We start from the raw sequence: 24657 nt of genomic DNA on the forward strand, positions 1-24657 counted from the left end.
GTCTCTGCGTGTGTGGGGTCGTCGATCAGTAAATCGGGAAGCGCTCGCAAAGCGCGAAAATCTCGCGGCGCACGCGTTGCTCGGTCGCGTGGTCGCCGTCCGGATTCGCGCGCAGCGCGTCGAACACTTCGAGAATCAGGCGGCCGATCTCGCGGAACTCGGCCACGCCGAAGCCGCGCGTCGTGCCGGCCGGCGTGCCGAGGCGGATGCCCGACGTGACGGTCGGCTTCTCGGTGTCGAACGGAATGCCGTTCTTGTTGCAGGTGATGCCCGCGCGCTCGAGCGCCTGCTCGACCGGCGCGCCCTTCAGCCCCTTCGGGCGCAGGTCGACCAGCAGCAGGTGGTTGTCGGTGCCGCCGGTGACGAGATCGACGCCGCCTGCCTTGAGCACGTCGCCGAGCGCCTGCGCGTTCGCGAGCACGCGGTCGATGTAGGTCTTGAAGTCGGCATGCAGCACTTCGCCGAACGCGACGGCCTTGCCGGCGATCACGTGCATCAGCGGGCCGCCCTGCAGGCCGGGGAACACGGCCGAGTTGATCTTCTTCGCGATCTCTTCGTCGTTGGTCAGCACGAAGCCGCCGCGCGGGCCGCGCAGCGTCTTGTGCGTGGTCGACGTGACGACGTGCGCGTGCTCGACCGGGTTCGCATGGCGACCGGCCGCGATCACGCCCGCGATGTGCGCCATGTCGACCATCAGCTTCGCGCCGACGCTGTCGGCGATCGCGCGGAAGCGCGCGAAGTCGAGCGCGCGCGGATAAGCGGAGAAGCCGGCGATGAGCAGCGTCGGCTTGTGCTGGTGGGCGAGCTCCTCGACCTGGTCGTAGTCGATGCGCATCGTGTCGCGGTTCACGCCGTACTGCACCGCGTTGAACCACTTGCCCGACAGCGCCGGCTTCGCGCCGTGCGTGAGGTGGCCGCCGGCGTCGAGCGACATGCCGAGCACCGTGTCGCCCGGCTTCGCGAGCGCGAGCATCACCGAGCCGTTCGCCTGCGCACCCGAATGCGGCTGCACGTTCGCATAGCCGGCGTTGAAGATCTGCTTCACACGCTCGATCGCGAGCGCCTCGATTTCATCGGCGAATTCGCAGCCGCCGTAATAGCGCTTGCCCGGATAGCCTTCCGCATACTTGTTGGTCAGCACCGAACCCTGCGCTTCCAGCACGGCGCGCGACACGATGTTTTCCGACGCGATCAGCTCGACCTGCGACTGCTGGCGCTCGAGCTCCTTCAGGATGGCGCTGCGCACCGGGGCGTCGCGCTCGGCGAGGGGCTGCGAGAAGAAAGGCTGGGTGTTCGACATAGTGCGTCCGTGACGAAGAATGAAGGGCGTGTAACCGAAGCTCGAGGCCCGCCGTACCTGGGTTTCCAGCGCTTCCAGTGCAAGGCTGCCGACGGCTCTATTCTTGTCGTTCGGATTTTCGGCGGATTGATGAATTTAGACGCGTTCTTTGCCTTTTCCGCCATGCGCGTCCGTTTTGCACAAGTGACCGATCGTGCTTTTCGAAGCGCCGCTGCGCGCGGCGTCGTGCGCTGCGTTCGTGCGCAAGCACTTCGCCGGTGCCGCCGCTGCGCGCGCGGGGTGCAGCGCATCACGCTTACGGTGCAGTGCAATATCGGCCGGACGCCCAGACAACGTATGGAGCTAGGGTTTAGCCGTATGGCACGCTTGTTGCGCTGGCTCACACAATACGGCAGCCCGATCCGTGCCACTCGGGCCCATAGCTATTAGAGATTCAAGGAACGCTCCCCATGTCGCCCGACCGCACAGCGTCGCTGTCTCACTTCGCGTTCATGCCCCTGCCGAACTTCACGATGATCGCGTTCACGAATGCGATCGAGGTGCTTCGGATGGCGAACTATCTGAGCGGCCAGCCGCTCTACCGCTGGTCGGTGATCAGCCCGGAGGGCGGACCGGTGACGGCCAGCAACGGGCTCACGGTCGACACGGGGCCGGCCGATTGCGTCGGGCTGCCCGATATCGTCTTCGTGTGCGGCGGCGTCGACGTGCAGCGCGCGACCACGCCCGACCATCTGTCGACGCTGCGCCGTTTCGCGCGCTCGGGCGTCGCGCTCGGCAGCCTGTGCACGGGCACCTACGCGCTCGCGAAGTCGGGGCTGCTCGCGGGCTACGCGTGCGCGATCCACTGGGAGAACATGTCGGCGCTGAAGGAGGAGTTTCCGGACACGCGCTTCCTGAAGGAGCTGTTCGTCATCGACCGCGATCGCATCACCTGCACGGGCGGCGTCGCGCCGCTCGACATGATGCTGAACCTGATCGCCGCACGGGTGGGCACCGCGCGCGTCACGCAGATCGCCGAGCAGTTCATCGTCGAACACGTGCGCGACACGAGCGCGCAGCAGCGGATGCCGCTCGTCGCACGGCTCGGCTCGGCGAACAAGTCGCTGTTCGAAGTGATCGCACTGATGGAGAACAACATCGAGGAGCCGCTGTCGCGCGAGGAGCTCGCGCGGCTCGCGAACATGTCGCAGCGGCAGTTGCAGCGGCTGTTCCGCGAGCACCTCGGGATGACGCCCACCCACTATTACCTGACGCTGCGGCTGCGCCGCGCACGCGAGCTGCTGTTGCAGACCGACATGTCGATCATGCACATCACGATGGCGTGCGGGTTCCAGTCGGCGTGCCATTTCAGCAAGAGCTATCGCGACGCGTTCGGCGTCGCGCCGACGCGCGAGCGCCGCAAGCAGGTGGCGCCGCTCGCGCAGGGCGCAGCGGCGGCGGCCGCGCCGATGTTTCCGGTGCATGCGCTCCATGCGTGACGCCGGCGCCGACTGCGGCGCGAGCGTTGCAATCACGAAAGCGGCCCAATGGCCGCTTTTCTTTTGCGCTGACGATTTCGGCGCGTGCGTTTCGGCGAGCGTGTCAGGTGGCTGCATCGCGCGCCGCGTACACGATCCTCGAATGTGCATTCGCGCGCGTTCGGCTTCAGCAACCTCGCCGCTCGGCAGCGGAAAACGTGACGCTGTACCGACCCGCCAGCGGGAACGAGACTTGCGCAGGACGCCCGGTTCCCGAACCGATGCAGCGGAGCGGAATCGCCCGCGAAACATTGGCGATTGGGGCGGGATTGAATGCGGCGGTTGCCGTTGCTAATCTTTCTTCAGCGCCGGCCGCGCCCGGCCGGAGGCCACGCATGAAGCGATATGCGGCGATCGCGCAAATGGTCGCCAACTCGATCCGGTACGGTGATTTCTCCCATGTCGCGCGCGTCGCGACTGAGCCGTCCGCATGCGGCGCGCGTCGTGTAAATCCTGCTACCGCGCCGCGCGGCTTCTACATGTGCGAATGCGAGCCGGCGACCGCCGTGCGTACGCGCGCTCGTCAGTTCGTCCCGGACGGCGATGCCACGCGAATGCATTGCGATCCAGCACCGCACCGACGCGTCGCAAACCGCGCGCGACGACGAGGCGACATTCCAGTCGACCGACCAGTTCAAGCACGCCATACCCGGCTCAGCCATCGCTGGCCGTGGCCTCCCGCCGTCGAGGATGCGATCCGGACCCTCGGAACGCTCGCCGACCGGCAACGACAAACGAGGTAGCAACGACGATGCGAGTCCTGCCCAGCCGGAGAATCCACCCACGCGACACGCTGCTCGGCGCGATGAATGTGCGCGTCCAGCCGCGCGTGACGGTCAGTCAGCGCTGTCGGGAATGCGGCTTCATGGCATTCCGCGCCAGCGAAACCTGCCCCGTGTGCGGAACGGGGAACCGGCCGTTCGCCCCGCTCGGTCGCTGGCGCGGCGGCGAGCCGGCCGCTCCCGACCACGGCGCGCCGTCGGCACCCACATGGGTGTCGCGCTTCGCGGCCGCCGTACGCAACGCGGCGATTCATCGGCCGCGCGCATCGAGCGCACCGTTGCTCAGCGTGTTGACGCTGGTCCTGCTCGTCGGCGGTTACGTGACGTTCGACCGCACGTGCCGGGCCGACCCGGTCTGTCGCGGCCACGGCGCAACGAGCACCGGCGCGGCCGACGCCGGCGTGCAGGTCGCCGACACGCCCGCGTTGCCGGTGCTGCCCGCACCCGTCTATGCGTTTCGTCGGGATGAGACGCTGGCGCCGGCGGCCGGCCCGCTCGCCGATGCCGGCCAGCCGGCCACCGTCGACGGCCCGCGTGGTGCGGCCTCGAGCCGCCACGCGAGGGCCAATGCGAGAGCGGGCGCAGGCGCGCCCGCGACGCTCGCGCGGCAAGTGCCGCCGCTTCGCGACACGGATCGCGCGCAAGGCGGCATCCGCGTCGCCGACTGGAAAGGCGGGGTCCCGGCCCGGCGCACGCATGCGACCCGTCGCGTGAGCTGGCACGCGCGCCACCTGCGACGCGGGGCGACCGACGCCGAAATGGCCTATCTGTACCGCGGACACTGACGGCCGCGCAGCGAGGAACCTGGTTGCGCGTCAGTTGCCGCGGATGTCGGTAGCGGAGCCGTCGGTGGCCCCCGCTCCAGTCGGCGCCGGACAATATCCGTGGCCGCTGACGAAGCCTGCCCCGGCCAGCCGCGCGCACCCGCCGACCAACCCCGCATAGTCACGACCCCGCTCGCAAGCCTCCCGCCGCCGCTGGTCGACCAACCGCCCGCGCTCGGCCGCGCGGAGCGAACGAGAATGCCTCCTTCGCCAGAATCCGATACGCTATCGGCTGCCTCGTCTACCGGCTCATCCCGCACGGCAGGTCGGCTTACGGCGCAACCCTCGCGGGCGTCTGACGGAACGGGCGCGCGTCATAACCCGCGTCGGTAGACACCCACCCGAATTCCCGCCCTCGCGCAAAGACCCTCGTCCCATGGACAGCAATTCACAGAACGATCCCCTACCCACGCGCGACCCCGTCGTCGGTCCGTCCAAACCGCGCCTGTTCGGCTTTCTCGGCGCCGGCTTGATCACCGGCGCATCGGACGACGACCCGAGCGGCATCGCAACCTACAGTCAGGCCGGCGCGGCGTTCGGCTACGGGCTTTCGTGGACGTTGCTGTTCAGCTATCCGCTGATGGTCGCGATCCAGATGATCAGCGCCCGGATCGGGCGCACCACCGGCCACGGCATCGCCGGCGTGCTGCGCCGGCACTATCCCGACTGGCTGCTCCAATGGGTCGTCGTGCTCCTGCTCATCGCCAACATCATCAATCTCGGCGCCGATCTTGGCGCGATGGCCGATGCGATGGCGCTCCTGCTGCCCGGCCCGAAGTGGCTGTACGTGCTGCTTTTCTCGGCCATCTGCATCGCGATGCAGCTGCTGCTGCAGTACACGCGCTACGTCGCCGTGCTGAAATGGTTCACGTTGTCGCTGTTCGCGTACTTCGCGGTGCTCGCGATCGCGCATATCGAATGGGCGCGTCTGGCGAGCCATTTGTTCGTTCCGCATCTGAGCTGGACGTCGTCCTACCTGACGCTCGTCGTGGCGATCTTCGGCACCACCATCAGCCCCTATCTGTTCTTCTGGCAGTCGGAAGAGGAAGTGGAGGACATGCACGCGCATCCGACCCGCCGTGACCTTTTCAGCGCGCCGGCACAGGCGCCGACGGCGCTGCACCGCATCGAGATGGACACGGTGACCGGGATGGGCCTGTCCAATCTGGTCGCCCTCGCCATCCTCGCCACCACCGCCGCCACACTCAACGCGGGCGGCATCACGGACATCCAGACTTCGGCGCAGGCGGCGCTCGCACTGCGGCCGATCGCGGGACACTTCGCTGCGCTGCTGTTCACCGTCGGCATCGTCGGGACCGGCTTGCTCGCGGTGCCGGTGCTGGCAGGCTCGGCCGCCTACGCCGTAGGCGAGGCACGCGACTGGCCCGTCGGGTTTTCGCGGAAGGTCCAGGAAGCCAAGGCCTTTTATGCCACCATCGCGATCGCCACGCTGATCGGGATGGTCATCAATTTCACCTCCATCAACGCAATCAAGGCGCTTTACTGGAGCGCCGTGCTCAACGGCGTGATCGCCGTGCCCGTGATGGTCGTGATGATGTTGATCGCGTCGCGCACCGACATCATGGGCGCCTTCAGCGTCAAGGGCTGGCTGCGCGTGCTGGGTTGGCTCGCCACGATCGTGATGTTCGTGATCGCGGTCGGGATGGTGGTGACTTCGTTCTGACCGGTAGCGCGGCAGGCGTCGGGAGAGTCGTCGAGGAATGAAAAACGGGCGGCGCCGTCTCCGGCGCCGCCCGCTTCATGTCAGCCGTTCGCGCGTCAGGCCGCGAGCAGGCCGTGCGGGTCGATCACGAATTTGCGCGGTGCGCCGCCGTCGAACTTCTTGTAGCCTTCCGGCGCCTGATCGAGCGAGATCACCTCGACGTTGACGATCTTCGCGATCGGCAGCCGGTCGAACAGGATCGCCTGCATCAGGTTGCGGTTGTACTTCAGCACCGGCGTCTGACCCGTGAAGAACGAATGCGACTTCGCCCAGCCGAGGCCGAAGCGGATGCTCAGGCTGCCGTGCTGCGCGGCCTTGTCCTTCGCGCCCGGATCGTCGGTCACGTAGAGGCCCGGGATGCCGATCGCGCCGGCCGGCCGCGTGATCTCCATCAGCGAGTTCAGCACCGTCGCCGGCGCTTCCTCCGCACTGCCCGACGAGCCGTGGCCGTGCGCCTCGAAGCCGACGCAGTCGACCGCGCAGTCGATTTCCGGCACGCCGAGAATCTGCGCGATCTGCTCGCCGAGCGACGCGTCCTTCGACAGGTCGACCGTCTCGAAGCCCATCGCGCGCGCATGGGCGAGGCGTTCCGCGTTCATGTCGCCGACGATCGTGACCGCCGCGCCGAGCAGCCGCGCCGACGCGGCCGCCGCCATCCCGACCGGGCCTGCGCCCGCGATATAGACCGTCGAGCCCGGCTTCACGCCCGCGCTCACCGCGCCGTGGTAGCCGGTCGGCAGAATGTCGGACAGGCAGGTCAGGTCGCGGATCTTCGCCATCGCCTGATCGCGGTCCGGGAATTTCAGCAGGTTGAAGTCGGCGTACGGCACGAGCACGTACTCGGCCTGTCCGCCGATCCAGCCGCCCATGTCGACGTAGCCGTACGCGCCGCCCGCACGCGACGGGTTCACGTTCAGGCACACGCCCGTATGGGTGTCCTTGCACATCGCGCAGCGTCCGCACGCGACGTTGAACGGCACCGACACGAGATCGCCGATCTTCAGCGTCTCGACGTCGGGGCCGACCTCGACCACCTCGCCGGTGATCTCGTGCCCGAGCACGAGTCCGACCGGCGCGGTCGTGCGGCCGCGCACCATGTGCTGGTCGGAACCGCAGATGTTCGTGCTCACCACTTTCAGGATCACGCCGTGGCCGATCGCGCGCCCGGTCGGATCGACCATCTTCGGATAATCGATCTTCTGCACCTCGACCTTGCCCGGCCCAAGATAGACGACACCTCGATTGCTGCTCATCGTATTGTCTCCATGTCTCGTTGGTTCGCGCTGCGGGCCGCCGCACGACTGCGGCGCACCTGCAACGTGCTGTTCGAGAGTAGTCCCCGAGACCGGGGCGCCGATGTCTCAAACGCGACAGGTGTTTGACCGGTGCCGACATCGGCCGCGCGAAGCCCGAGCCGGCGCCGCGCCGCCGCACGGCGTCGCCGCCGCACATCGTCGGACCCGATTTTTTGTTGATTGAACGATCAATAAAAAACCGATAAGCTCTCGACTTCCACGAACGGCCCGTCCGGGGCGAAGGAGTGCGCGATGCCGAAAGTCGGAATGCGGGAGATCCGTCGCGCGCAGCTGATCGACGCGACGCTGCGCTCGATCGACGAGGCCGGCCTGCCCGGCACGACGCTCGCGTCGGTCGCGCAGCGCGCGAAGATCTCGACGGGCATCGTCAGTCACTACTTCGGCGACAAGGACGGCCTGCTCGAAGCCACGATGCGGCACGTGCTGCGCGATCTGTGGGCGGCCACCACGCGCCGCCGCGTCGCCGCGCGCAAGGATCCGCGCGCGAGGCTGCGCGCGATCGTCGCCGCCAACTTCGACGACACGCAGGTCAGCGCGCCGGTGATGAAGACCTGGCTCGCGTTCTGGTCGCAGAGCATGCACGAGCCGAGGCTCAAGCGCCTGCAGCACGTCAACACGCGGCGCCTGCACTCGAACCTGTGCGCCGAATTCGCGAAGCGCCTGCCGCGCGCGAAGGCGCGCGAAGCGGCCAGCGGCCTCGCCGCGCTGATCGACGGCCTGTGGCTGCGCGGCGCGCTCGCCGGCGGCCCGATCGATACCCGGGCGGCCTTGAAGCTCGCCCACGATTACATCGACCTGCTGCTCGCGTCCGCGTGACGCGTCGCGCAGTCGCCAACCTGGAGATCCTCATGTCCGTATACGGTTTGCAGCGCCTGTACATCGGCGGCGCTTATGTCGACGCCACCAGCGGCAAGACTTTCGACACCTTCGATCCCGCCACCGGCGAGCTGCTCGCGCAGGTGCAGCAAGCGAGCGCGGCCGACGTCGACCGCGCGGTCGCCTCGGCGCAGCAAGGGCAGCGCGAATGGGCGGCGCTGACCGCGATGCAGCGCTCGCGCATCCTGCGCCGCGCGGTCGATCTGCTGCGCGAGCGCAACGACGAACTCGCGGCGATCGAGACGCGCGACACCGGCAAGCCGATCGGCGAGACGCTCGCGGTCGACATCGTCACCGGCGCGGACGTGATCGAGTACTACGCGGGCCTCGCGACCGCGATCGAAGGGCTGCAGGTGCCGTTGCGCGCCGAGTCGTTCGTCTACACGCGCCGCGAGCCGCTCGGCGTGTGCGCGGGCATCGGCGCGTGGAACTACCCGATCCAGATCGCATGCTGGAAGACGGCGCCCGCGCTCGCGGCCGGCAACGCGATGGTGTTCAAGCCGAGCGAGGTCACGCCGCTCACCGCGCTGAAGCTCGCCGAGATCTATACGGAAGCCGGCGTGCCGGCCGGCGTGTTCAACGTCGTGCAGGGCGACGGCTCGGTCGGTGCGCTGCTGACCGGTCACCCGGACATCGCGAAGGTGTCGTTCACGGGCGGCGTCGAGACGGGCAAGAAAGTGATGTCGCTGGCCGGCGCGTCGTCGCTGAAGGAAGTGACGATGGAGCTCGGCGGCAAGTCGCCGCTGATCGTGTTCGACGATGCCGACCTCGATCGCGCGGCCGACATCGCGGTGACCGCCAACTTCTTCAGCTCGGGCCAGGTCTGCACCAACGGCACGCGCGTGTTCGTGCAGCGCTCGATCAAGGACGCGTTCACCGCCAAGGTGCTCGAACGCGTGAAGCGGATCCGCGTGGGCAAGCCGACCGATGCCGACACCAACTTCGGCCCGCTCGTGTCGGCCGCGCAGCTCGACAAGGTGCTCGGCTTCATCGCCAGCGGCAAGGCGGAAGGCGCGAAGCTGCTGGCCGGCGGCACGCGGCTCACCGACGGCCATTTCGCCGACGGCCAGTACGTCGCGCCGACGGTATTCGGCGACTGCCGCGACGACATGAAGATCGTGCGCGAGGAAATCTTCGGGCCTGTGATGAGCATCCTCGATTTCGAATCGGAGGACGAAGTGATCGCGCGCGCGAACGACACGCACTACGGCCTCGCGGCCGGCGTCGTCACGGAGAACCTGTCGCGCGCGCATCGCACGATCCATCGCCTCGAAGCCGGCATCTGCTGGATCAACACGTGGGGCGAATCGCCGGCCGAGATGCCGGTTGGCGGATACAAGCAATCCGGTGTCGGGCGCGAGAACGGCATCACGACGCTCGAACACTACACTCGGATCAAATCGGTACAGGTCGAACTCGGCCGCTACAACCCGGTGTTTTGAGAACGATAGGAGATATCCCGTCATGACGACACGCGAATACGACTACATCATCTGCGGCGCCGGTTCCGCGGGCAACGTGCTCGCGACGCGCCTGACGGAAGATCCGAACGTCACGGTGCTGCTGCTCGAAGCCGGTGGCCCCGACTACCGCTTCGACTTCCGTACGCAGATGCCGGCGGCGCTCGCCTATCCGCTGCAGGGCCGCCGCTACAACTGGGCGTACGAAACCGACCCCGAGCCGCACATGGACAACCGCCGCATGGAATGCGGCCGCGGCAAGGGGCTCGGCGGCTCATCGCTGATCAACGGGATGTGCTACATCCGCGGCAACGCGCTCGACTACGACAACTGGTCGACGCACAAAGGCCTCGAGCGCTGGACCTATCTCGATTGCCTGCCGTACTTCAGGAAGGCCGAGACGCGCGACGTCGGCCCGAACGATTACCACGGCGGCGACGGCCCCGTGTCGGTCACGACCAGCAAGCCGGGCGCGAACCCGCTGTTCGAAGCGATGGTCGAGGCCGGCGTGCAGGCCGGCTATCCGCGCACCGACGACCTCAACGGCTATCAGCAGGAAGGCTTCGGCCCGATGGACCGCACCGTCACGCCGAAGGGCCGCCGCGCGAGCACCGCGCGCGGCTACCTCGACCAGGCGAAGACGCGCCCCAACCTCGAGATCGTCACGCACGCGCTGGCCGACCGCATCCTGTTCGACGGCAAGCGCGCGTCGGGCGTCGCATACCTGCGCGGCAGCGAGCGCGCGACCGCGCATGCGCGCCGCGAGGTGCTCGTGTGCAGCGGCGCGATCGCGTCGCCGCAACTGCTGCAGCGCTCGGGCGTCGGCCCCGGTGCATGGCTGAAGGAGCTCGACATCCCGATCGTGCTGGACCTGCCGGGGGTCGGCCAGAACCTGCAGGATCATCTGGAGATGTACATCCAGTACGAATGCAAGGAGCCCGTCTCGCTGTATCCGGCGCTCAAGTGGTGGAACCAGCCGAAGATCGGGCTCGAATGGATGCTGAACGGCACGGGCCTCGGCGCGAGCAACCATTTCGAGGCCGGCGGCTTCATCCGCACGCGCGACGACGATCCCTGGCCGAACATCCAGTATCACTTCCTGCCCGTCGCGATCAACTACAACGGCTCGAACGCGATCGAGATGCACGGCTTCCAGGCGCACGTCGGCTCGATGCGCTCGCCGAGCCGGGGCCGCGTGAAGCTGCGCTCGCGCGACCCGAACGACCATCCGAGCATCCTGTTCAACTACATGGCCGAAGCGCTCGACTGGCGCGAATTCCGCGATGCGATCCGCGCGACGCGCGAGATCATGCGGCAACCGGCGCTCGACCGCTATCGCGGCCGCGAGTTGAACCCGGGCGCCGACTGCCGCTCCGACAAGGAACTCGATACGTTCGTGCGCGCGCGCGCCGAGACCGCGTTCCATCCGTCGTGCTCGTGCAAGATGGGCTACGACGACATGGCCGTGGTCGACGACGAAGGCCGCGTGCATGGGCTGGACGGGCTGCGGGTCGTCGACGCGTCGATCATGCCGATCATCACGACCGGCAACCTGAACGCGCCGACGATCATGATCGCGGAGAAGATCGCCGACCGGATTCGCGGGCGTCAGCCGCTCGCGCGTGCGAACGTCGCGTACTACGTCGCGAACGGCGCGCCGGCGCGCAACGTCGCGAAAGCGGTGCGGCAACCGGAGACGGCGTAGGCGCGTCCGCGCGCGACGACAGCGTGCACGGCTCGCGGCGTTCTCGCCGCGAGCCGTTTTTCATTGGGCGTCGCTGCCGCCCGCATTGAAGCGCGTGATCGCGGTCGCTCGCGACCGTATGCGTTTCGCGCGCACGATCGGGTTCGCACGCGACGTCAGGCTCATCGCGCCGCGCAAGCGGTCGAACGCGACCTCTTCTTTCGGCCCGAAGCGGCCGATCGCCGGCCATGCGAGCGTCTGATCGAGCCAGCTCTGCCATGCGTCGCCGTAGAAGCGGCGCGCATATGCGCGCACCGTGTCGGGCGCCGCGATCACGACGCCGGCCAGCAGGTAATACGCCCAGAAGCTGCCCGCGCCGACGAGCCGTTCGAGCCGGCACACCGACACCGCCGCGAGCAGGCCGGACACCGAGGCGAGATCGCCGCGTCGTTCGCGGATCGCGCGCGCGACGAGATTGTGCCGGCCGCCGTATGCGGCCAGCGACATCCGCGTGCCTGCGGCGAGTGCCGCGCAGTACGTCGCGAGCGCGGCCATCTCGTCGATGCGCGCCGCCGCGTCGCGCGGCCCGCACACGCGCAGCACGAGCGCGTCGATGATCGCGTCGTGGCCGGCCGACGCGTCCATGCCGCCCGCGGCGACCGCCACGCGGCGTTCTCTCGGGTTCTTCGCAGGCGGTGCTTCGCCGTCTGCTTCGGCTTCATGCGGTGCGCGTTCGCCGCTGCCGTCATCGAGGGCGACGCCGCTGGCAATCCGCTCGAGTGCGGCCCAGCCATCGTCGGGATCGTCGAAGGTCCACGCAGCGACGAATCCGTGAGCGGCTTCGAACGCCACGCGCGAACCGGGGCAGCGACGCTCCGCATGCGCCAACTGCTGCGCGTCGGGCACGTGCACGCATGCTTCGAGCGCGTCGCCCGCGTCGCATGCGCAACCGCCGCCATCCGTCGCCAGCCACGGCGCGACCTCGTGCAGGACGGCGATCGCCTCATCGGAAAGCGCTGCGCCGGCGCGCACGCGCGCATCGCGCGAGTCCGTCGACGAAGCAGCGGCCGCAGCGGCCGCGTCGGCCTCGGCACCGGCCGGCACCTGTAGACGTTCGATCAGATACTGCAGCCACGCGGCCGTGCGCAGCCGGTCAGGCGTCGCACCGCGGGCATCGCCATACTTCGCTGGGTCGGTGAGCATGGGTGGTCCGAAGGAGTTCCGGCGAATCGGAATGGTTGTTATGTAGTGGGCCGGTCGAGCGGTCCCGTCAAGCGCAGGCGGTGCGATGAGCCGCACCGCCTGCCTCGCCGCCGCGTCGATTCGCGCTCATCCGAGCGGCCACGCCCACGTCCCGCGAAACCGCGACGCCCGCCGCGCATCCTCTCACGGCCCTCGTAACCGGCAGGCGTGCGGTCGCGATCGCGCGATGCTTACTGCACGTGGAACTTCGGCGACGTGACGACCGTGCCGCTGACCTTGCAGTCCGGCGTCAGCACCGCGTTGTTGAACGTCAGCGACGAGTTCGGATCGCTCCACGCGGTCACGACCTTGCTCGGCCCGCAGGTGCCGAGCAGCGTGACGGTCACCTTCGCATTGTTGATCGACAGTTGGGTCGGACTGTCGGCCTGGCCGGTCCACGGCGACGCACTCGTCGCGCTGCCGCTGATCAGCCCGCAGGTGGCGCCGCCCGTGAAGGTCGTCGACGTGATGTTGACGATGCCGGTCGACGTGATCGTGCCGTTGAACGTCGCGTTGCATGCCGCATTGATCGACCCCTTGCTGAGCGTCGTGAGCCCGGACGCGGAGAACGGTTCGCCGTTGGGGTTCATCGGCTGGCCGTCCGCGCGCGATACGGTCACCGCGAACGCGGGCGCGGCCGCAGCCGCGGTGAATGCCACTGCAGCAACAAGCGATGCGATTTGACGAATGCTCATTTGAACTGCCCCCTCTCTTCACAAATGGCGGCATGCCGCCGGAAACGCGACGGCCCGGACGAAGCGAACGGCCGGCCCGTCGCAGGAAGCCGCACGGCGCGCGCCGGGCGCGCCGTGCGGCTCAGAACTTGTAGGAAATCCCGACGAACGTAATCAGCGGATCGGCCTTCAGCCTGGTGCGCGTGGTGGCGAGCGTCGAGCCGTCGGCCGCCTTGATCACGAGCGACGAGTAAGTCTTCAGCGGCATGTAGGTTAGCGTTGCCGTCAGCCCCCAGTGCTTGTCGATCGCGTAGCTCGCGCCGATGTTGTAGACGGGCGTAAACGACGACGACGCCTTGCCCTCCACCGACGTCGGTCCCGGCTTGCCGGCCCCGGCCGCCAGCACGCTGCCGAGGTTCTCGTTGATGTCCCTCGCGAAGTTGCCGTTCAGCTCGATGTTGCTGAACCAGCTGTACGCGACGCCGATCCCAACGAACGGGCGGAACTTCGCGGTCGGCGCATTGAAGTAGTACTGAAGAATGACGGTCGGACTCCATTGCCGCGCGTTCTTCACGGCCGGCTGGTTCGACGTCTTGTCCATGTCGACCGAGCCGAGCGCGCCGGACGGCCCCGGCGGCCGGATCACGCCGTGCCCGGTCAGCGTGAATTCGGGCGGCACGCCGAGCACCGAGGTCACCGCGATGTGGTCGGTGAAAAAGTGCGTGAGCGTGAGGCCGACCGTATCGGCGTTGTTCACCGTCAGGCTGGTGCCCGGCGACGTGAACGAGCCGGGCAGCCGCAGCGGCCCGTTGATCGGCATGTTGGCGAGATTGGTCGTCAGCCCGTTGGTCGAATCCTGCGGCATGATGTGCAGCCAGCCCAGCGTCGCGACGTTGTCACCCGCCTGCTGCGCCGATGCGAGCGTCGACATGCATGCGACGGCACCCGCGGCAATCACCTTCTTCATGAAGTCTCCCCTGTTCTGTCCGGGCGCCGCGCACCTGCGCGGCGCCGCCGTGTCGCTGCGCGCAATCACTGCACGAACGCGCCGACCGTGAAGTACGGATTGCTTGCATCGGCCATGTCGAGGAACCCGAACACGCCGCCGGTGAACACGAACTTGCCGGTGGCCGGCCCCGACGCCGCGTCCGCATGCACGGTCGTCACCACGCCCGGCACCTGCTGCGTGAAGTCGAGGTTCAGCGCGCGCGCGAGTGCGGCCTGCGACGCGTTGAACGGATCGAGCAGCGTCGCCTGCGCGCCGACGAGCGCGGTGGCGCGATAGTTGAACGCGCTGTCGACCCCCGTGTACTCGCCGTTCTGCGAGCCTGGCGCGATGGCCGTCTGCGGGCTCAGGAACGAGATGCCCGATTCGTCGTCGGCGCTCGGCGGGCCCTGCGTGAGGTCCGCATTCGCCGCGCCGGTCCGGATGAAGATCGGCACGAGCTGATTGCGCAGCTTGCCGACGATCAGAATGCCCTTGCCGGCCTTCGCCGGATCGACGGCCGCGAGCGTGGGCGCAATCTGCGGCTGGTAGTTGAGCGACTGGAAGGCCGGCGCGTCGGCGCGCAGCGTGAACGGCTGGTTCACGGTCGCGCTCGACGCCAGCGGCTGCCCGCCGTTCTTCTTGCCGAAGTTGTCGGTTTCGACGTAGCTGCCGTCCGCGTGGATCGTCACCTGCTGGTCGAGTGCCACCGGCGCGAAGCTCTGCGACGGCACTTGGTGATAGCCGAGCTGGTTGTAGGTGCCGGCGATCTTCGACAGATCGGTTTCGAGCGACGAGAAGCTGATGAACGGGTAGTACGGGAACGTCGTCTTCGAGATCTTGCCGACGCCGATCACGCCGTCGAACTGGATCGTCGCGCCGGGAATCGCACCGCCGAGCACGCCTTCGCCGAGGAACAGGCGGGCCGGCCGGGTCGGGTCGAGGCTCGCGTTCTGCATCCGGAACGTGCACTGGTTCAGCTTCACCGTCGGCAGCCCCGTCTCGTCGACCAGCGTGCCGTCGACCACGTTGGCCGGCGCCGCGTCGCGCGTCGGCTGCACCGTGCCGGTCGTGGTCGGGACCGGCGACGCGAGGTAGGTCACGCGGTACGTCATCTTCGTGGTGTCGAGCTGCACCTTCACGAGCTCGCCAGAGCCGGAGCCGCCGACGAAGGCCGTGTTGTAGTCGATCGTCTGCGGACACAGCCGCACGGGGCTGACGGCCGGCGGGTCGCCGTCGCCGCCGCACGCGGCCACCAGCGGCGCGAGCGACGCCGCCACCATCCAATGCTTCACGTTCATAGGAATCCTCTTGAAATTTTGTTCGCCGGCGGCGCTGCGTGCGCCGCCGGGGTTCCGTGTTCGATGCGCCGTTACTGAACGAACGCGCCGACCGTGAAGAACGGGTTGACCTTGCTGTTGTTGACGACCATCGCGTAGACGTTGCCCGCCGTCACGAGCCAGCCCGTGTCGCCCTTGGCGAAGATCGCCACGTTGCCGTTCGCGCCCTTCGCGTTGAAGTCCTGGGCGACCGTCACCTTGATCTTGCCCGGCGTGGCCTGCGTGTAGTCGAGCGCGAATTGCGAGGTGACCGACGAAGTCTGCGGATCGATGAACGCCGCGGTGGCGCCCTGGAACAGCGTCGACGTGTAGTTCGCCGCCATCGTCGACACGGCGGTGCCGTCGTTGCAACTGCCGGCCGCCGAATAGAACGCGCCGTTCATGAACGTGCCCGGCAGGTCGGGGTGCGGGACGCTCACGTCCAGGCTCGGCCCGCCCACCGCCAGCGCGTTCGCCTGCCCGGTCGACGTCACGACACCGCATGCGGATGCGCTCGTCGCGCCGATGTAGCCGCCCTTCAGCGAATTCGCGGCGATCGCGGTCGTCGACGAAAGCATCGAGATGCCGACCTCGGGGTCCGCGACGGACGCAAGCAGATTGCCGGCATCGACGTGGTTGTAGCCGACGCGAATCACGACCGGCACGCGCACGCCGTTGAGCTTGCCGACGATCATGATGCCCTTCGCCTGGCTCGGTGCGATCACGAGCGACGCGCCCTGCCCCGCGAGCGGGTACACCGGCGTGCCGAACTGGCTCGCCACCGCATTGCTCACGAACACGTTGTCGTTCGATCCGTCCGCGTTCTTGCGCAGCGTCCACGGCGAGCCGGTGGTCTGGCAGGAGTAGTCGCTGTTCGGCGTGATCGTGCAGGAGCCGTCGGCATTGAGCGTCTGGTTCCAGTTCACGACGTCCGGCTCCCAGCCGACCGGGCCGGCCGTGCTCTGCGCGTTGCCGCCGAGCGGCGACAGATGGATGCCCACCTCGTTGTAGTTGCCCGCGACTTTCGCGAAATCGGTCTCGGTGTCGGTGAAGCCGATGAACGGATAGAAGTCGAACGTACGCGACGGCACGGTGCCGAGGAACAGCCCCGGCAGCAGCTCGATGCCCGGAAACGCGATCGTCGCACCCGGAATGCCGCCGCCGACCACGCCGTTGCCGACGAACAGCATCGGCGGATCGGCGCGATTGATCGTCACGGAATATGCACCGTCGCTCGTCGCGCCGCTGTCGAGCACGAACGCGCAGCGGTTCTGCTCGGCGGTCGGCAGGTTGGTCGGGTGATGGAATGCGCCGCTGATCGTCAGGCCCGCACGCGTGTCGTTGACCTGCCCCGCCGACGTCGGCACCGACGATTCGAGGAACTGCATCTGGTAAGTGAGCCTGGTCGTGTCGAACTTCACCTTCACGTATTCGCCGCTGCCCGAGCCGCCGGTGTAGGTGGTCGTGTAGTCGAGCGCATCCGGGCACAGCTTCGTCACGACGGGCGGCGTCGTTTCGGCGCCGCTCGGCCCGCACGCGCTGCCCGAACACTGCGGCACGTTGATCGGCCCCGGGTCGTCACCGCCGCCGCAGCCAGCGACGAACGGCAGCGCCAGCACGGCACACGACAGGATCGCTTTCCGCCACTCAGGAATGCAAAGCATCAACCCCTCCTTTTGAGGTACGACGAGTCTCGTCCGGTCGGGCTGCGTGGCCCGCCGGTTGGTATCACGCCGCGCACATCGGGCGCGGCGCATGACGATGCGCGCAGCGCGCGCCGCACGGCTCGTCCGAGCGAACACGGAGTCGCGGCGACACGCAGGCGCAAGCCGGCAGCGCCGCCATCGGGCACGGCGCCGTCGGAACAATCGAAACGGATCGGGATGCGTCGCTACAGCGCCGACGCGATGCGGTAACGCAGGCAGGCGACTCGCGTCGCGCCTGCGTCAGGCGAACAGCTGATGAACGGCAGCTTGGCCGGGCCCTCGGAAAGGCGTCTCATGGGTTGGTCTCCGTACGTACGCTGGATTCGTTATCGTGATGCGACGTTTGCCGAGACTATGATCGGGCGTTGCGCGCAAGTAAATGGATGCAGAGTTCCAAACGAACCAGACGGCTCGATCCAAGCGCGCTCAGGGCCTTTCACAATTTTTCAAACGACCTTCGATTTATTTGCTCAGACAAATACTTCGGCGGTACATGTGCTGCTTACCGCTCCGGCCCGGCACGCTCCGGCAAAATACCGCTCATTGTTCACCCGATTCAAATAAATCGCCTGATTGATGAGCAGTGCGCGCCTATTTCGCGCGAATTCCGTGCATGCATCGCATATCGTTTGCGCCGAAATGCATTTCCATCTTCCGGTTGCTAATATGGCGATCCTGCGATCCCGCACCACAACGCCGTTCGACATGACGCCCGTTCGCCATGCCGCACCCGCAGCCAGCCGTGTCGCAGCGGCGGCGCCGGGCTCGCGCGGCGCACGGGGTCGGCCCGAGCAGCCGTGCCATCCGTGAGCATGCAACCGATCCTCTCCGTTTCCGACCTCTCCAAGACTTACGCGTCCGGCTTCCAGGCGCTCAAGCACGTGAACCTCGACATCCGCCCCGGCGAGATCTTCGCGCTGCTCGGGCCGAACGGCGCGGGCAAGACCACGCTGATCGGCTCGATCTGCGGCATCGTCACGCCGACCGAAGGGCGCGTGACGGTCGGCGGCCACGACATCCGCGATCACTACCGCGCGGCGCGCGAAATGATCGGGCTCGTGCCGCAGGAACTGACGACCGATGCGTTCGAGACCGTCTGGGCGACGGTGTCGTTCAGCCGCGGCCTGTTCGGCAAGGCGCCCGATCCCGCGTACATCGAGAAGACGCTGAAGGCGCTGTCGCTGTGGGACAAGCGCGACAACAAGCTGATGACGCTGTCGGGCGGCATGAAGCGCCGCGTGATGATCGCGAAGGCGCTGTCGCACGAGCCGCGCATCCTGTTCCTCGACGAGCCGACCGCCGGCGTCGACGTCGAGCTGCGCCGCGACATGTGGAAGCTGGTCGATTCGCTGCGCGAAAGCGGCGTGACGATCCTGCTGACCACCCACTACATCGAGGAAGCCGAGGAAATGGCCGACCGCATCGGCATCATTCTCGGCGGCGAGCTCGTGCTCGTCGAAGACAAGCACGAACTGATGCGCAAGCTCGGCAAGAAGCAGCTGACCGTGCAGCTGGAGCAGCCGCTCGCGGCGGTGCCGGCCGAGCTGGCGGCGTTCGGGCTGGAACGCGCGGCCGACGGCACCGCGCTCGTCTACACCTACGACTCGCAGCGCGACGACGCGGGCATCGCCAAGCTGATCGCCGCGCTCGGCGCGGCCGGCATCGGTTTTCGCGATCTGCATACGACGCAGAGCTCGCTCGAGGACATCTTCGTGAGCCTGATCGACAATCGCCGCAACGGCGCACAAGGGGCGTAACGCACATGACCAACATGAACCTGCAGGCGATCCGCGCGATCTACCGCGCCGAAATGGCCCGCACGCGACGCACGCTGATGCAGAGCATCATCGCGCCGGTGATCTCGACGTCGCTGTACTTCGTCGTGTTCGGCTCGGCGATCGGCTCGCGCATCAGCGACGTGAACGGGATCGGCTACGGATCGTTCATCGTGCCCGGCCTCGTGATGCTGTCGCTGCTGTCGCAGAGCATCTCGAACGCGTCGTTCGGCATCTACTTCCCGCGCTTCACGGGCACGATCTACGAGGTGCTGTCCGCGCCCGTGTCGTACTGGGAGATCGTGATCGCGTACGTGGGCGCGGCCGCGTCGAAGTCGATGCTGCTCGGGCTGATCATTCTCGCGACGGCCGGCCTGTTCGTGCCGTTGCACATCCTGCATCCGTTCTGGATGGTGCTGTTCCTCGTGCTGACGTCCATCACGTTCAGCCTGTTCGGGTTCGTGATCGGGATCTGGGCCGACAGCTTCGAGAAGCTGCAGCTCGTGCCGCTGCTGATCATCACGCCGCTCACGTTTCTCGGCGGCAGCTTCTATTCGGTGGACATGCTGCCGCCCGTGTGGCGCGTGGTCACGCTGTTCAACCCGATCGTCTATTTGATCAGCGGCTTCCGCTGGTCGTTCTACGGGCTGGCCGACGTGCACGTGTGGATCAGCCTCGCGGCGACCTCGCTGTTCCTGGCGATCCTGCTCGCGATCGTCGCGTGGATGTTCCGCACCGGCTACAAGCTGAAGAACTGACGCGCGCGGGCGCGGGATCGCCCCGGTTCGCGGGGAGAAGTTGCGCTGCTAGACTGGGCCGGAGATCGACCGGCGCCGCCTGCCGCATCGCAGCATGATGCGGTGCGCGCGGCGCGCTTCCCGCCCCATTGCCTGCGCGAGGATCCCGATGAGCGCCTCCCGAATCGACGCCGTCCGCGACGGCCTGTTTCGCGCCACCACCTACGTCGACACGCTGGACCTCGGCTTCAGCCAGTTCTTCATACGCTCGCCGCACGGCGACGTGCTGTGCGTCGAAACCGGCACGCGCGCCAATTTCACGCAACTGAGCGCGGCGCTCGACGCGGTTGGCATTGCGCCGTCGATGGTCAGCAACGTGATCGTCCCGCATTTCGAGGCCGACGAGATGGGCGCGTTGCCCGACTTCCTCGCGGCCAACCCGGCGCTCGTCGCCTACGCGCATCCGATGTGCGCGTGGGGGCTGGCCGACGTGTTCGGCGTGCACGCCGTACCGTTGCAGGACGGCGAGCCGACGACGCTGTCCGGCATCGACGTCGTGCCGGTGTTCACGAAGCACGTCCATCAGTGGGACGCGCTCGTCGTCTATCTGCCGGCGTACAAGGCGCTGCTGTCGTCGGACATCCTGATGCGCTTCGGCACGCAGGACGCCGACGATCCGCTGCCGGCGATCCTCGACGCGATCGCCCGCGCCGACTACCTGCCGTCGCTCGCGCATCTCGCGAGCGCGCTGCGCCGCGTCCAGGCGCACGATATCGACATCGTGCTGCCGATGCACGGCCCGGCGATCACGCGCGACGTTCAGCGCGTGATCGCCGGCGTTATCGCGCATTGCGAGGCTGCCGCCGCGTAGTGCACAGCGCGGCGCGGCGACGGCCGCCGTTCAGGCGCCGGTGACGACGAATTCGTCGGCCGCCTTGCTCTGCACGGCGGCCAGCACGGCCAGTTCGCGCTTGGTGTGCGGCTCGCCCGACACCACGCCGGTCGCATGCTTGGCCTTCGCGCCGAGCGGAAAGAACACGAACGATGCACCGGCCGGCGCCTCCGGCTCGGCCCGCAGCCGCTTGTTCAGGATCTTCAGATACTTCTTCTTCGACACTTCCTTCGCTGCCATGGCGCCCTCCGCACGAACGTAACGCTGGTCAGCATACCAGCTTGGCAGGCGGCCAGGAACGCCGCCGGGCCGTCGATCTGCACTAGAATGGACCCGCTTGCCAACTCGCCGTCCCCGGACGCGGCCACGTTACCGCGATGTCTTTTTCGGAGCGTTTTCATGCGTGTCGAGTTGTTCGCACAACACCACGGTTGTCCGGGCTGGGAAGGTGAAATGGCCCGGCGCATCGCCGCCTTCGACTGGTCGGAGGCCGGACTCGGGCCGATCGAGCAATGGTCGGCGAGCCTGATCGCCGCCGTACGCACCGTGCTCGCGTCGCCGCTGCCGCTGGTGATGCTGTGGGGCCGGCCCGGCTACATGATCTACAACGATGCGTACGCCGCATTCTCCGGCGGCCGCCATCCGTATCTGCTCGGCAAGCCGGTCGAACTCGGCTGGCCCGAAGTCGCCGATTTCAACCGCAACGTGATGAATACCTGCCTCGCGGGCGGCACGCTGTCCTATCGCGACAAGGAACTCGTGCTGCTGCGCCACGGCCGGCCCGAAGACGTGTGGATGGACCTTCACTACAGCCCGCTCGCCGACGACGACGGCGCGCCGGGCGGCGTGCTAGCCGTCGTGATCGAGACGACCGAGCGCGTGCTCGCCACCCGTCAACGCGCACACGCGGAAGCCGCGCTGCAAGCGTCGAACGACGCGCTGCGCCGGCTGACCGAAACGCTCGAACAACGCGTCGCCGACGCGATCGCCGAGCGCGCGGCCATCGAGGAGCAGTTGCGTCACGCGCAGAAGATGGAGGCGATCGGCAGCCTGACCGGCGGCATCGCGCACGACTTCAACAACGTGCTGCAGGTGATCAGCGGCAATCTGCAGGTGCTGGCGGTCGAACTCGGCGAGCGGGCGAGCGCGCAGCCGCGGATCGAGAGCGCGAACAACGCGGTGCGGCGCGGCGCGCAGCTGGCGTCGCACCTGCTGGCGTTCGCTCGGCGTCAGCCGCTGTCGCCGACGGTGCTGAACCCGCGCAAGCTGATCGACGGCATGAGCGAGATGCTGCACCGCGCACTCGGCGAAACCGTGCGCGTCGTGGCCGCGCTGGCGCCCGACGTCGGCAACGTGCTCGCCGATCGCCACCAGCTGGAAAACGCGCTGCTGAACCTCGCGATCAATGCGCGCGACGCGATGCGCGGCGACGGTACGCTGACGATCGCGGCCTACAACGACACGACTGCCGTCGGCGCCCGGCGCACGCCGCTGCCGCCCGGCGAATACGTGACCTTCGAGATCACCGATACGGGCAGCGGCATGACGCCGGACGTGCTCGAACGCGTGTTCGAACCGTTCTTCACGACCAAGCCCGACGGCGAAGGCACGGGGCTCGGGCTCAGCATGGTGTTCGGCTTCGTCAAGCAAAGCGGCGGCCATACGTCGATCGACAGCGCGCCGGGCCAGGGCACCACCGTGCGGCTGACGTTCCCGCGCTGTCACGATGCGTTGGCCGAGGAACCGGCGTGCGCGCCGCGGCCCGATCCCGTGCGCGGGCGGGAAACCATCCTGATCGTCGAGGACGACGCGGACGTCCGGCTCACCGTCGTCGACATGCTCGCGCAGCTCGGCTACAAGGTGCTCAGCGCGTCGGACGGCGAAGCCGCGCTGCGGATACTCGACAGCGGCACGCCGATCGACCTGCTGTTCACCGACGTGATCATGCCGGGGCACATCAAGGGCGGCGAACTGGCGCGCCGTGCGGCGCAGCGCACGCCGCCGCTGCCCGTGCTGTTCACGTCCGGCTATACGCGCGACGAAATTTTCCATTCGGGGCGGCTCGATCCCGGTGTGATGCTGCTCGGCAAGCCGTACCGCCGCGATGAGCTCGCGGCGCGGATTCGGAGTGTGCTCGACCGGAATGTGAAGGCGGCTTGAGGCGGGTGGATTGCGAGGCGGCTGCGTTGCCGCCGAGCCGATGGGGGCTGTGAGGGTGATCGCGGGACTCGTGCTTCGAGCCGCTGCGCATAGGCGGTGGCGTACGGCAACCGTCCTGACCATCAGCTACCACCCAAAATATTTCATATGCGATGTCGATTCCTGCGCCGCTCGCACGTCGCAGTGACGCAAGCGTTCGTTTCGACGTCGGTACGACGGGCAGCAAACGGACGCCTCTTTCCCACGTCAAAGGAGCAACGACAATGCGCGTCATGGTGATCGTCAAGGCCACGGCCTCTTCCGAAGCGGGCGCGATGCCCGACACCGAATTGCTGGCCGCGATGGGCCGCTTCAACGAGGAACTGGTGAAAGCCGGCGTGATGCTCGCGGGCGAAGGCCTGCATCCGAGCTCGCGCGGCAAGCGCGTGCACTTCTCCGGCAACGAGCGCACCGTGATCGACGGCCCGTTCGCCGAAACCAAGGAACTCATCGCCGGCTACTGGGTGTGGCAGGTCGGCTCGCTCGACGAGGCGGTCGAATGGGTCAAGCGCTGCCCGAACCCGATGCCGGTCGACTCGGACATCGAGATTCGCCCGATCTTTTCACCCGAAGACTTCGGTGAAGCATTCACGCCGGAGCTGCAGGCGCAGGAAGCGCGGCTGCGCGCGGAGCTGGACGGCAAGCACGGCGAGTGAGGCGACGGGTGGGCGCGGTTCGCTGACCGAGCGCGGCACGCCGGCGCGGGTCAGCGAGCAGGACGACCACCCGGATTGACACGACTCCGTGTAGTAACGTATCGTTTTGATACGTTACTACACGGAGTCGTCGTCATGCATTCCCGTTTCGACCGTTTTCGCGAGACACCGCTCGGCGCACAGCTTGAAGCGCTGATCGGACAACCGGAGCGCTACGTCGAATTCGCGGCGCTGTCGCGGGTGGGCGTCGCCGCGATCGGCGCGATCCAGCACGAGATCGCGAGCAAATTCCCCGAAGTCGCCGCCGATACGACGGCGCGGCAGTTCTGCGGCTCGATGGTCGCCGACGTGATGCGTCGCCACGGGCACGACGTCGTGCAGGCGCGCGGCCGGCTCGGCGGCGCCCTGTTCAGCTACGGCGCGGTATTCAGCGCGTATCCGCAGGTGCTGCCGTTCTCGGACCTCGCGGCCGCGCTGGCCGAGATGCCGTCCCGGATCGCCGCGTACGCGGCGCACGTTCCCGCCGCACTCGTCACGCGCCGCCCGGCCGGGACGGGCTTCTCGCTGGTCGAGCATGCGTGCCACCTGCGCGACCTCGACGCCGTGTTCGCCGAGCGCATCGATCTGGTCCGGAGCAGCGAATTGCCGGTGATCGCGTCCGTCGACGGCACCGCGCTCGCCGCCCAGCGCGACTACCTCGCGCAGCCGCTCGACGAAGCGCTCGCCGCGTTCGGCCGCGGGCGCGCCGCGCTGTGCGCGACGGTCGCGGCGCTGCAGCCACAGGAACTTGCACGCTGCGGCCTACGCGACGGCATCCGCCGGATGTCGCTCGACGAACTCGTCCGCGAACTGCTCGATCACGATCGCACCCACCTTCTCGAACTCGACGAATTGCTCGCTGAACTCGAGTTGCCGCCGCTTCGCCCGTCTACCGCCGAATGAGCGGTCGTGCAGGTCGGTTGTCTGCGTTCACGGTTTCATCGGCACGCT

General features: G+C 67.7%; 21 protein-coding genes. 13 read left to right on the forward strand and 8 right to left on the reverse strand.

The features are described 5' to 3' along the window. Positions 1–25: 25 nt before the first annotated feature. The gene (locus C3Y15_RS03710; protein WP_014723975.1) at positions 26–1300 is read right to left on the reverse strand and encodes a serine hydroxymethyltransferase; all 1275 of its coding nucleotides are present in this window, start codon (positions 1298–1300) and stop codon (positions 26–28) included. Between the two features lie 9 nt (positions 1301–1309). Between C3Y15_RS03710 and C3Y15_RS32145 the strand changes: the two genes are divergently transcribed. The 4 genes from C3Y15_RS32145 to C3Y15_RS03730 all read left to right on the forward strand — a co-directional run bounded on the left by C3Y15_RS32145 (position 1310) and on the right by C3Y15_RS03730 (position 6107). Continuing rightward, positions 1310–1729, forward strand: coding sequence for a hypothetical protein (locus C3Y15_RS32145; RefSeq protein WP_014723976.1), 420 nt, complete (start codon positions 1310–1312; stop codon positions 1727–1729). A 20-nt stretch (positions 1730–1749) separates the two neighbouring features. Further along, positions 1750–2778 (forward strand): GlxA family transcriptional regulator, encoded by a 1029-nt coding sequence (locus C3Y15_RS03720; RefSeq protein WP_011880777.1) that lies wholly within the window; start codon positions 1750–1752, stop codon positions 2776–2778. A gap of 790 nt (positions 2779–3568) precedes the next feature. Further along, a complete protein-coding gene (locus C3Y15_RS03725) occupies positions 3569–4384 on the forward strand; it encodes an ATP-dependent serine protease (RefSeq protein WP_069240443.1) in 816 nt (271 codons plus the stop codon). Between the two features lie 415 nt (positions 4385–4799). Further along, a complete protein-coding gene (locus tag C3Y15_RS03730) occupies positions 4800–6107 on the forward strand; it encodes a divalent metal cation transporter (protein WP_059462657.1) in 1308 nt (435 codons plus the stop codon). A 95-nt stretch (positions 6108–6202) separates the two neighbouring features. Here the strand turns inward: C3Y15_RS03730 and fdhA are convergent, their stop codons facing one another. Continuing rightward, positions 6203–7399 (reverse strand): formaldehyde dehydrogenase, glutathione-independent, encoded by a 1197-nt coding sequence (fdhA, locus tag C3Y15_RS03735; RefSeq protein ID WP_011880781.1) that lies wholly within the window; start codon positions 7397–7399, stop codon positions 6203–6205. 294 nt (positions 7400–7693) lie between these two features. On the opposite strand from fdhA, the gene betI reads away from it, so the two are divergent. The 3 genes from betI to betA are packed head-to-tail and all read left to right on the forward strand — an operon-like array spanning position 7694 to position 11503. Continuing rightward, positions 7694–8278, forward strand: coding sequence for a transcriptional regulator BetI (gene betI, locus C3Y15_RS03745; protein ID WP_011880782.1), 585 nt, complete (start codon positions 7694–7696; stop codon positions 8276–8278). Between the two features lie 32 nt (positions 8279–8310). After that, on the forward strand, positions 8311–9780 hold the full coding sequence (gene betB / locus C3Y15_RS03750) for a betaine-aldehyde dehydrogenase (RefSeq protein ID WP_034195542.1): 1470 nt from the start codon (positions 8311–8313) through the stop codon (positions 9778–9780). 22 nt (positions 9781–9802) lie between these two features. Then, positions 9803–11503, forward strand: coding sequence for a choline dehydrogenase (gene betA / locus C3Y15_RS03755; protein ID WP_060042493.1), 1701 nt, complete (start codon positions 9803–9805; stop codon positions 11501–11503). A 60-nt stretch (positions 11504–11563) separates the two neighbouring features. On the opposite strand, the gene C3Y15_RS03760 is transcribed toward betA, so the two are convergent. From C3Y15_RS03760 to C3Y15_RS03780, 5 genes are all read right to left on the reverse strand, one after another. Continuing rightward, positions 11564–12685 carry a hypothetical protein gene (locus tag C3Y15_RS03760; protein WP_011880785.1) on the reverse strand — a complete coding sequence of 374 codons (1122 nt, stop codon included), beginning with the start codon at positions 12683–12685 and terminating at the stop codon, positions 11564–11566. 230 nt (positions 12686–12915) lie between these two features. Further along, the gene (locus C3Y15_RS03765; protein ID WP_011880786.1) at positions 12916–13419 is read right to left on the reverse strand and encodes a hypothetical protein; all 504 of its coding nucleotides are present in this window, start codon (positions 13417–13419) and stop codon (positions 12916–12918) included. A 121-nt stretch (positions 13420–13540) separates the two neighbouring features. Next, a complete protein-coding gene (locus C3Y15_RS03770) occupies positions 13541–14365 on the reverse strand; it encodes an OmpW family outer membrane protein (protein ID WP_014723982.1) in 825 nt (274 codons plus the stop codon). A gap of 65 nt (positions 14366–14430) precedes the next feature. Further along, entirely contained in the window at positions 14431–15684 is a 1254-nt protein-coding gene (locus C3Y15_RS03775; RefSeq protein WP_045577721.1) for a DUF2957 domain-containing protein, read from the reverse strand. Between the two features lie 71 nt (positions 15685–15755). Beyond that, positions 15756–17366, reverse strand: a complete 1611-nt coding sequence (locus C3Y15_RS03780; RefSeq protein ID WP_034195501.1) for a DUF2957 domain-containing protein — start codon at positions 17364–17366, stop codon at positions 15756–15758. Between the two features lie 854 nt (positions 17367–18220). Between C3Y15_RS03780 and C3Y15_RS03790 the strand changes: the two genes are divergently transcribed. From C3Y15_RS03790 to C3Y15_RS03800, 3 genes are all read left to right on the forward strand, one after another. Continuing rightward, entirely contained in the window at positions 18221–19165 is a 945-nt protein-coding gene (locus C3Y15_RS03790) for an ABC transporter ATP-binding protein (RefSeq protein WP_014723986.1), read from the forward strand. Positions 19166–19179: 14 nt separating this feature from the next. Then, positions 19180–19941, forward strand: coding sequence for an ABC transporter permease (locus tag C3Y15_RS03795; protein ID WP_085954514.1), 762 nt, complete (start codon positions 19180–19182; stop codon positions 19939–19941). Between the two features lie 148 nt (positions 19942–20089). Then, positions 20090–20791: an MBL fold metallo-hydrolase gene (locus tag C3Y15_RS03800; RefSeq protein ID WP_069240451.1), complete on the forward strand. Its 702-nt coding sequence runs from the start codon at positions 20090–20092 to the stop codon at positions 20789–20791. Positions 20792–20821: 30 nt separating this feature from the next. Here C3Y15_RS03800 and C3Y15_RS03805 read toward each other — a convergent pair whose 3' ends face one another. Then, the gene (locus tag C3Y15_RS03805; RefSeq protein WP_011880793.1) at positions 20822–21052 is read right to left on the reverse strand and encodes a hypothetical protein; all 231 of its coding nucleotides are present in this window, start codon (positions 21050–21052) and stop codon (positions 20822–20824) included. A 159-nt stretch (positions 21053–21211) separates the two neighbouring features. Here C3Y15_RS03805 and C3Y15_RS03810 point away from each other — a divergent pair, with 159 nt between their 5' ends. The 3 genes from C3Y15_RS03810 (at position 21212) to C3Y15_RS03820 (ending at position 24609) form a co-directional block, all read left to right on the forward strand. Continuing rightward, complete coding sequence (locus C3Y15_RS03810) at positions 21212–22972, forward strand: ATP-binding protein (RefSeq protein WP_011880794.1); 1761 nt, start codon at positions 21212–21214, stop codon at positions 22970–22972. A 263-nt stretch (positions 22973–23235) separates the two neighbouring features. Beyond that, on the forward strand, positions 23236–23667 hold the full coding sequence (locus C3Y15_RS03815) for a YciI family protein (RefSeq protein WP_011880795.1): 432 nt from the start codon (positions 23236–23238) through the stop codon (positions 23665–23667). A 135-nt stretch (positions 23668–23802) separates the two neighbouring features. Then, positions 23803–24609: a DinB family protein gene (locus tag C3Y15_RS03820; protein WP_046423082.1), complete on the forward strand. Its 807-nt coding sequence runs from the start codon at positions 23803–23805 to the stop codon at positions 24607–24609. The last annotated feature ends 48 nt before the right edge of the window (positions 24610–24657 follow it).

This window comes from Burkholderia sp. B10 (assembly GCF_004368385.1).
GTDB lineage: Bacteria > Pseudomonadota > Gammaproteobacteria > Burkholderiales > Burkholderiaceae > Burkholderia > Burkholderia vietnamiensis.

Coding starts and splice junctions, on each gene's coding strand:
- C3Y15_RS03710 (WP_014723975.1), bottom strand. CDS start 1,300: ATGTCGAACACCCAGCCTTTCTTCTCGCAGCCCCTCGCCGAGCGCGAC.
- C3Y15_RS03720 (WP_011880777.1), top strand. CDS start 1,750: ATGTCGCCCGACCGCACAGCGTCGCTGTCTCACTTCGCGTTCATGCCC.
- C3Y15_RS03725 (WP_069240443.1), top strand. CDS start 3,569: ATGCGAGTCCTGCCCAGCCGGAGAATCCACCCACGCGACACGCTGCTC.
- C3Y15_RS03730 (WP_059462657.1), top strand. CDS start 4,800: ATGGACAGCAATTCACAGAACGATCCCCTACCCACGCGCGACCCCGTC.
- fdhA (WP_011880781.1), bottom strand. CDS start 7,399: ATGAGCAGCAATCGAGGTGTCGTCTATCTTGGGCCGGGCAAGGTCGAG.
- betI (WP_011880782.1), top strand. CDS start 7,694: ATGCCGAAAGTCGGAATGCGGGAGATCCGTCGCGCGCAGCTGATCGAC.
- betB (WP_034195542.1), top strand. CDS start 8,311: ATGTCCGTATACGGTTTGCAGCGCCTGTACATCGGCGGCGCTTATGTC.
- betA (WP_060042493.1), top strand. CDS start 9,803: ATGACGACACGCGAATACGACTACATCATCTGCGGCGCCGGTTCCGCG.
- C3Y15_RS03760 (WP_011880785.1), bottom strand. CDS start 12,685: ATGCTCACCGACCCAGCGAAGTATGGCGATGCCCGCGGTGCGACGCCT.
- C3Y15_RS03765 (WP_011880786.1), bottom strand. CDS start 13,419: ATGAGCATTCGTCAAATCGCATCGCTTGTTGCTGCAGTGGCATTCACC.
- C3Y15_RS03770 (WP_014723982.1), bottom strand. CDS start 14,365: ATGAAGAAGGTGATTGCCGCGGGTGCCGTCGCATGCATGTCGACGCTC.
- C3Y15_RS03775 (WP_045577721.1), bottom strand. CDS start 15,684: ATGAACGTGAAGCATTGGATGGTGGCGGCGTCGCTCGCGCCGCTGGTG.
- C3Y15_RS03780 (WP_034195501.1), bottom strand. CDS start 17,366: ATGCTTTGCATTCCTGAGTGGCGGAAAGCGATCCTGTCGTGTGCCGTG.
- C3Y15_RS03790 (WP_014723986.1), top strand. CDS start 18,221: ATGCAACCGATCCTCTCCGTTTCCGACCTCTCCAAGACTTACGCGTCC.
- C3Y15_RS03795 (WP_085954514.1), top strand. CDS start 19,180: ATGAACCTGCAGGCGATCCGCGCGATCTACCGCGCCGAAATGGCCCGC.
- C3Y15_RS03800 (WP_069240451.1), top strand. CDS start 20,090: ATGAGCGCCTCCCGAATCGACGCCGTCCGCGACGGCCTGTTTCGCGCC.
- C3Y15_RS03805 (WP_011880793.1), bottom strand. CDS start 21,052: ATGGCAGCGAAGGAAGTGTCGAAGAAGAAGTATCTGAAGATCCTGAAC.
- C3Y15_RS03810 (WP_011880794.1), top strand. CDS start 21,212: ATGCGTGTCGAGTTGTTCGCACAACACCACGGTTGTCCGGGCTGGGAA.
- C3Y15_RS03815 (WP_011880795.1), top strand. CDS start 23,236: ATGCGCGTCATGGTGATCGTCAAGGCCACGGCCTCTTCCGAAGCGGGC.
- C3Y15_RS03820 (WP_046423082.1), top strand. CDS start 23,803: ATGCATTCCCGTTTCGACCGTTTTCGCGAGACACCGCTCGGCGCACAG.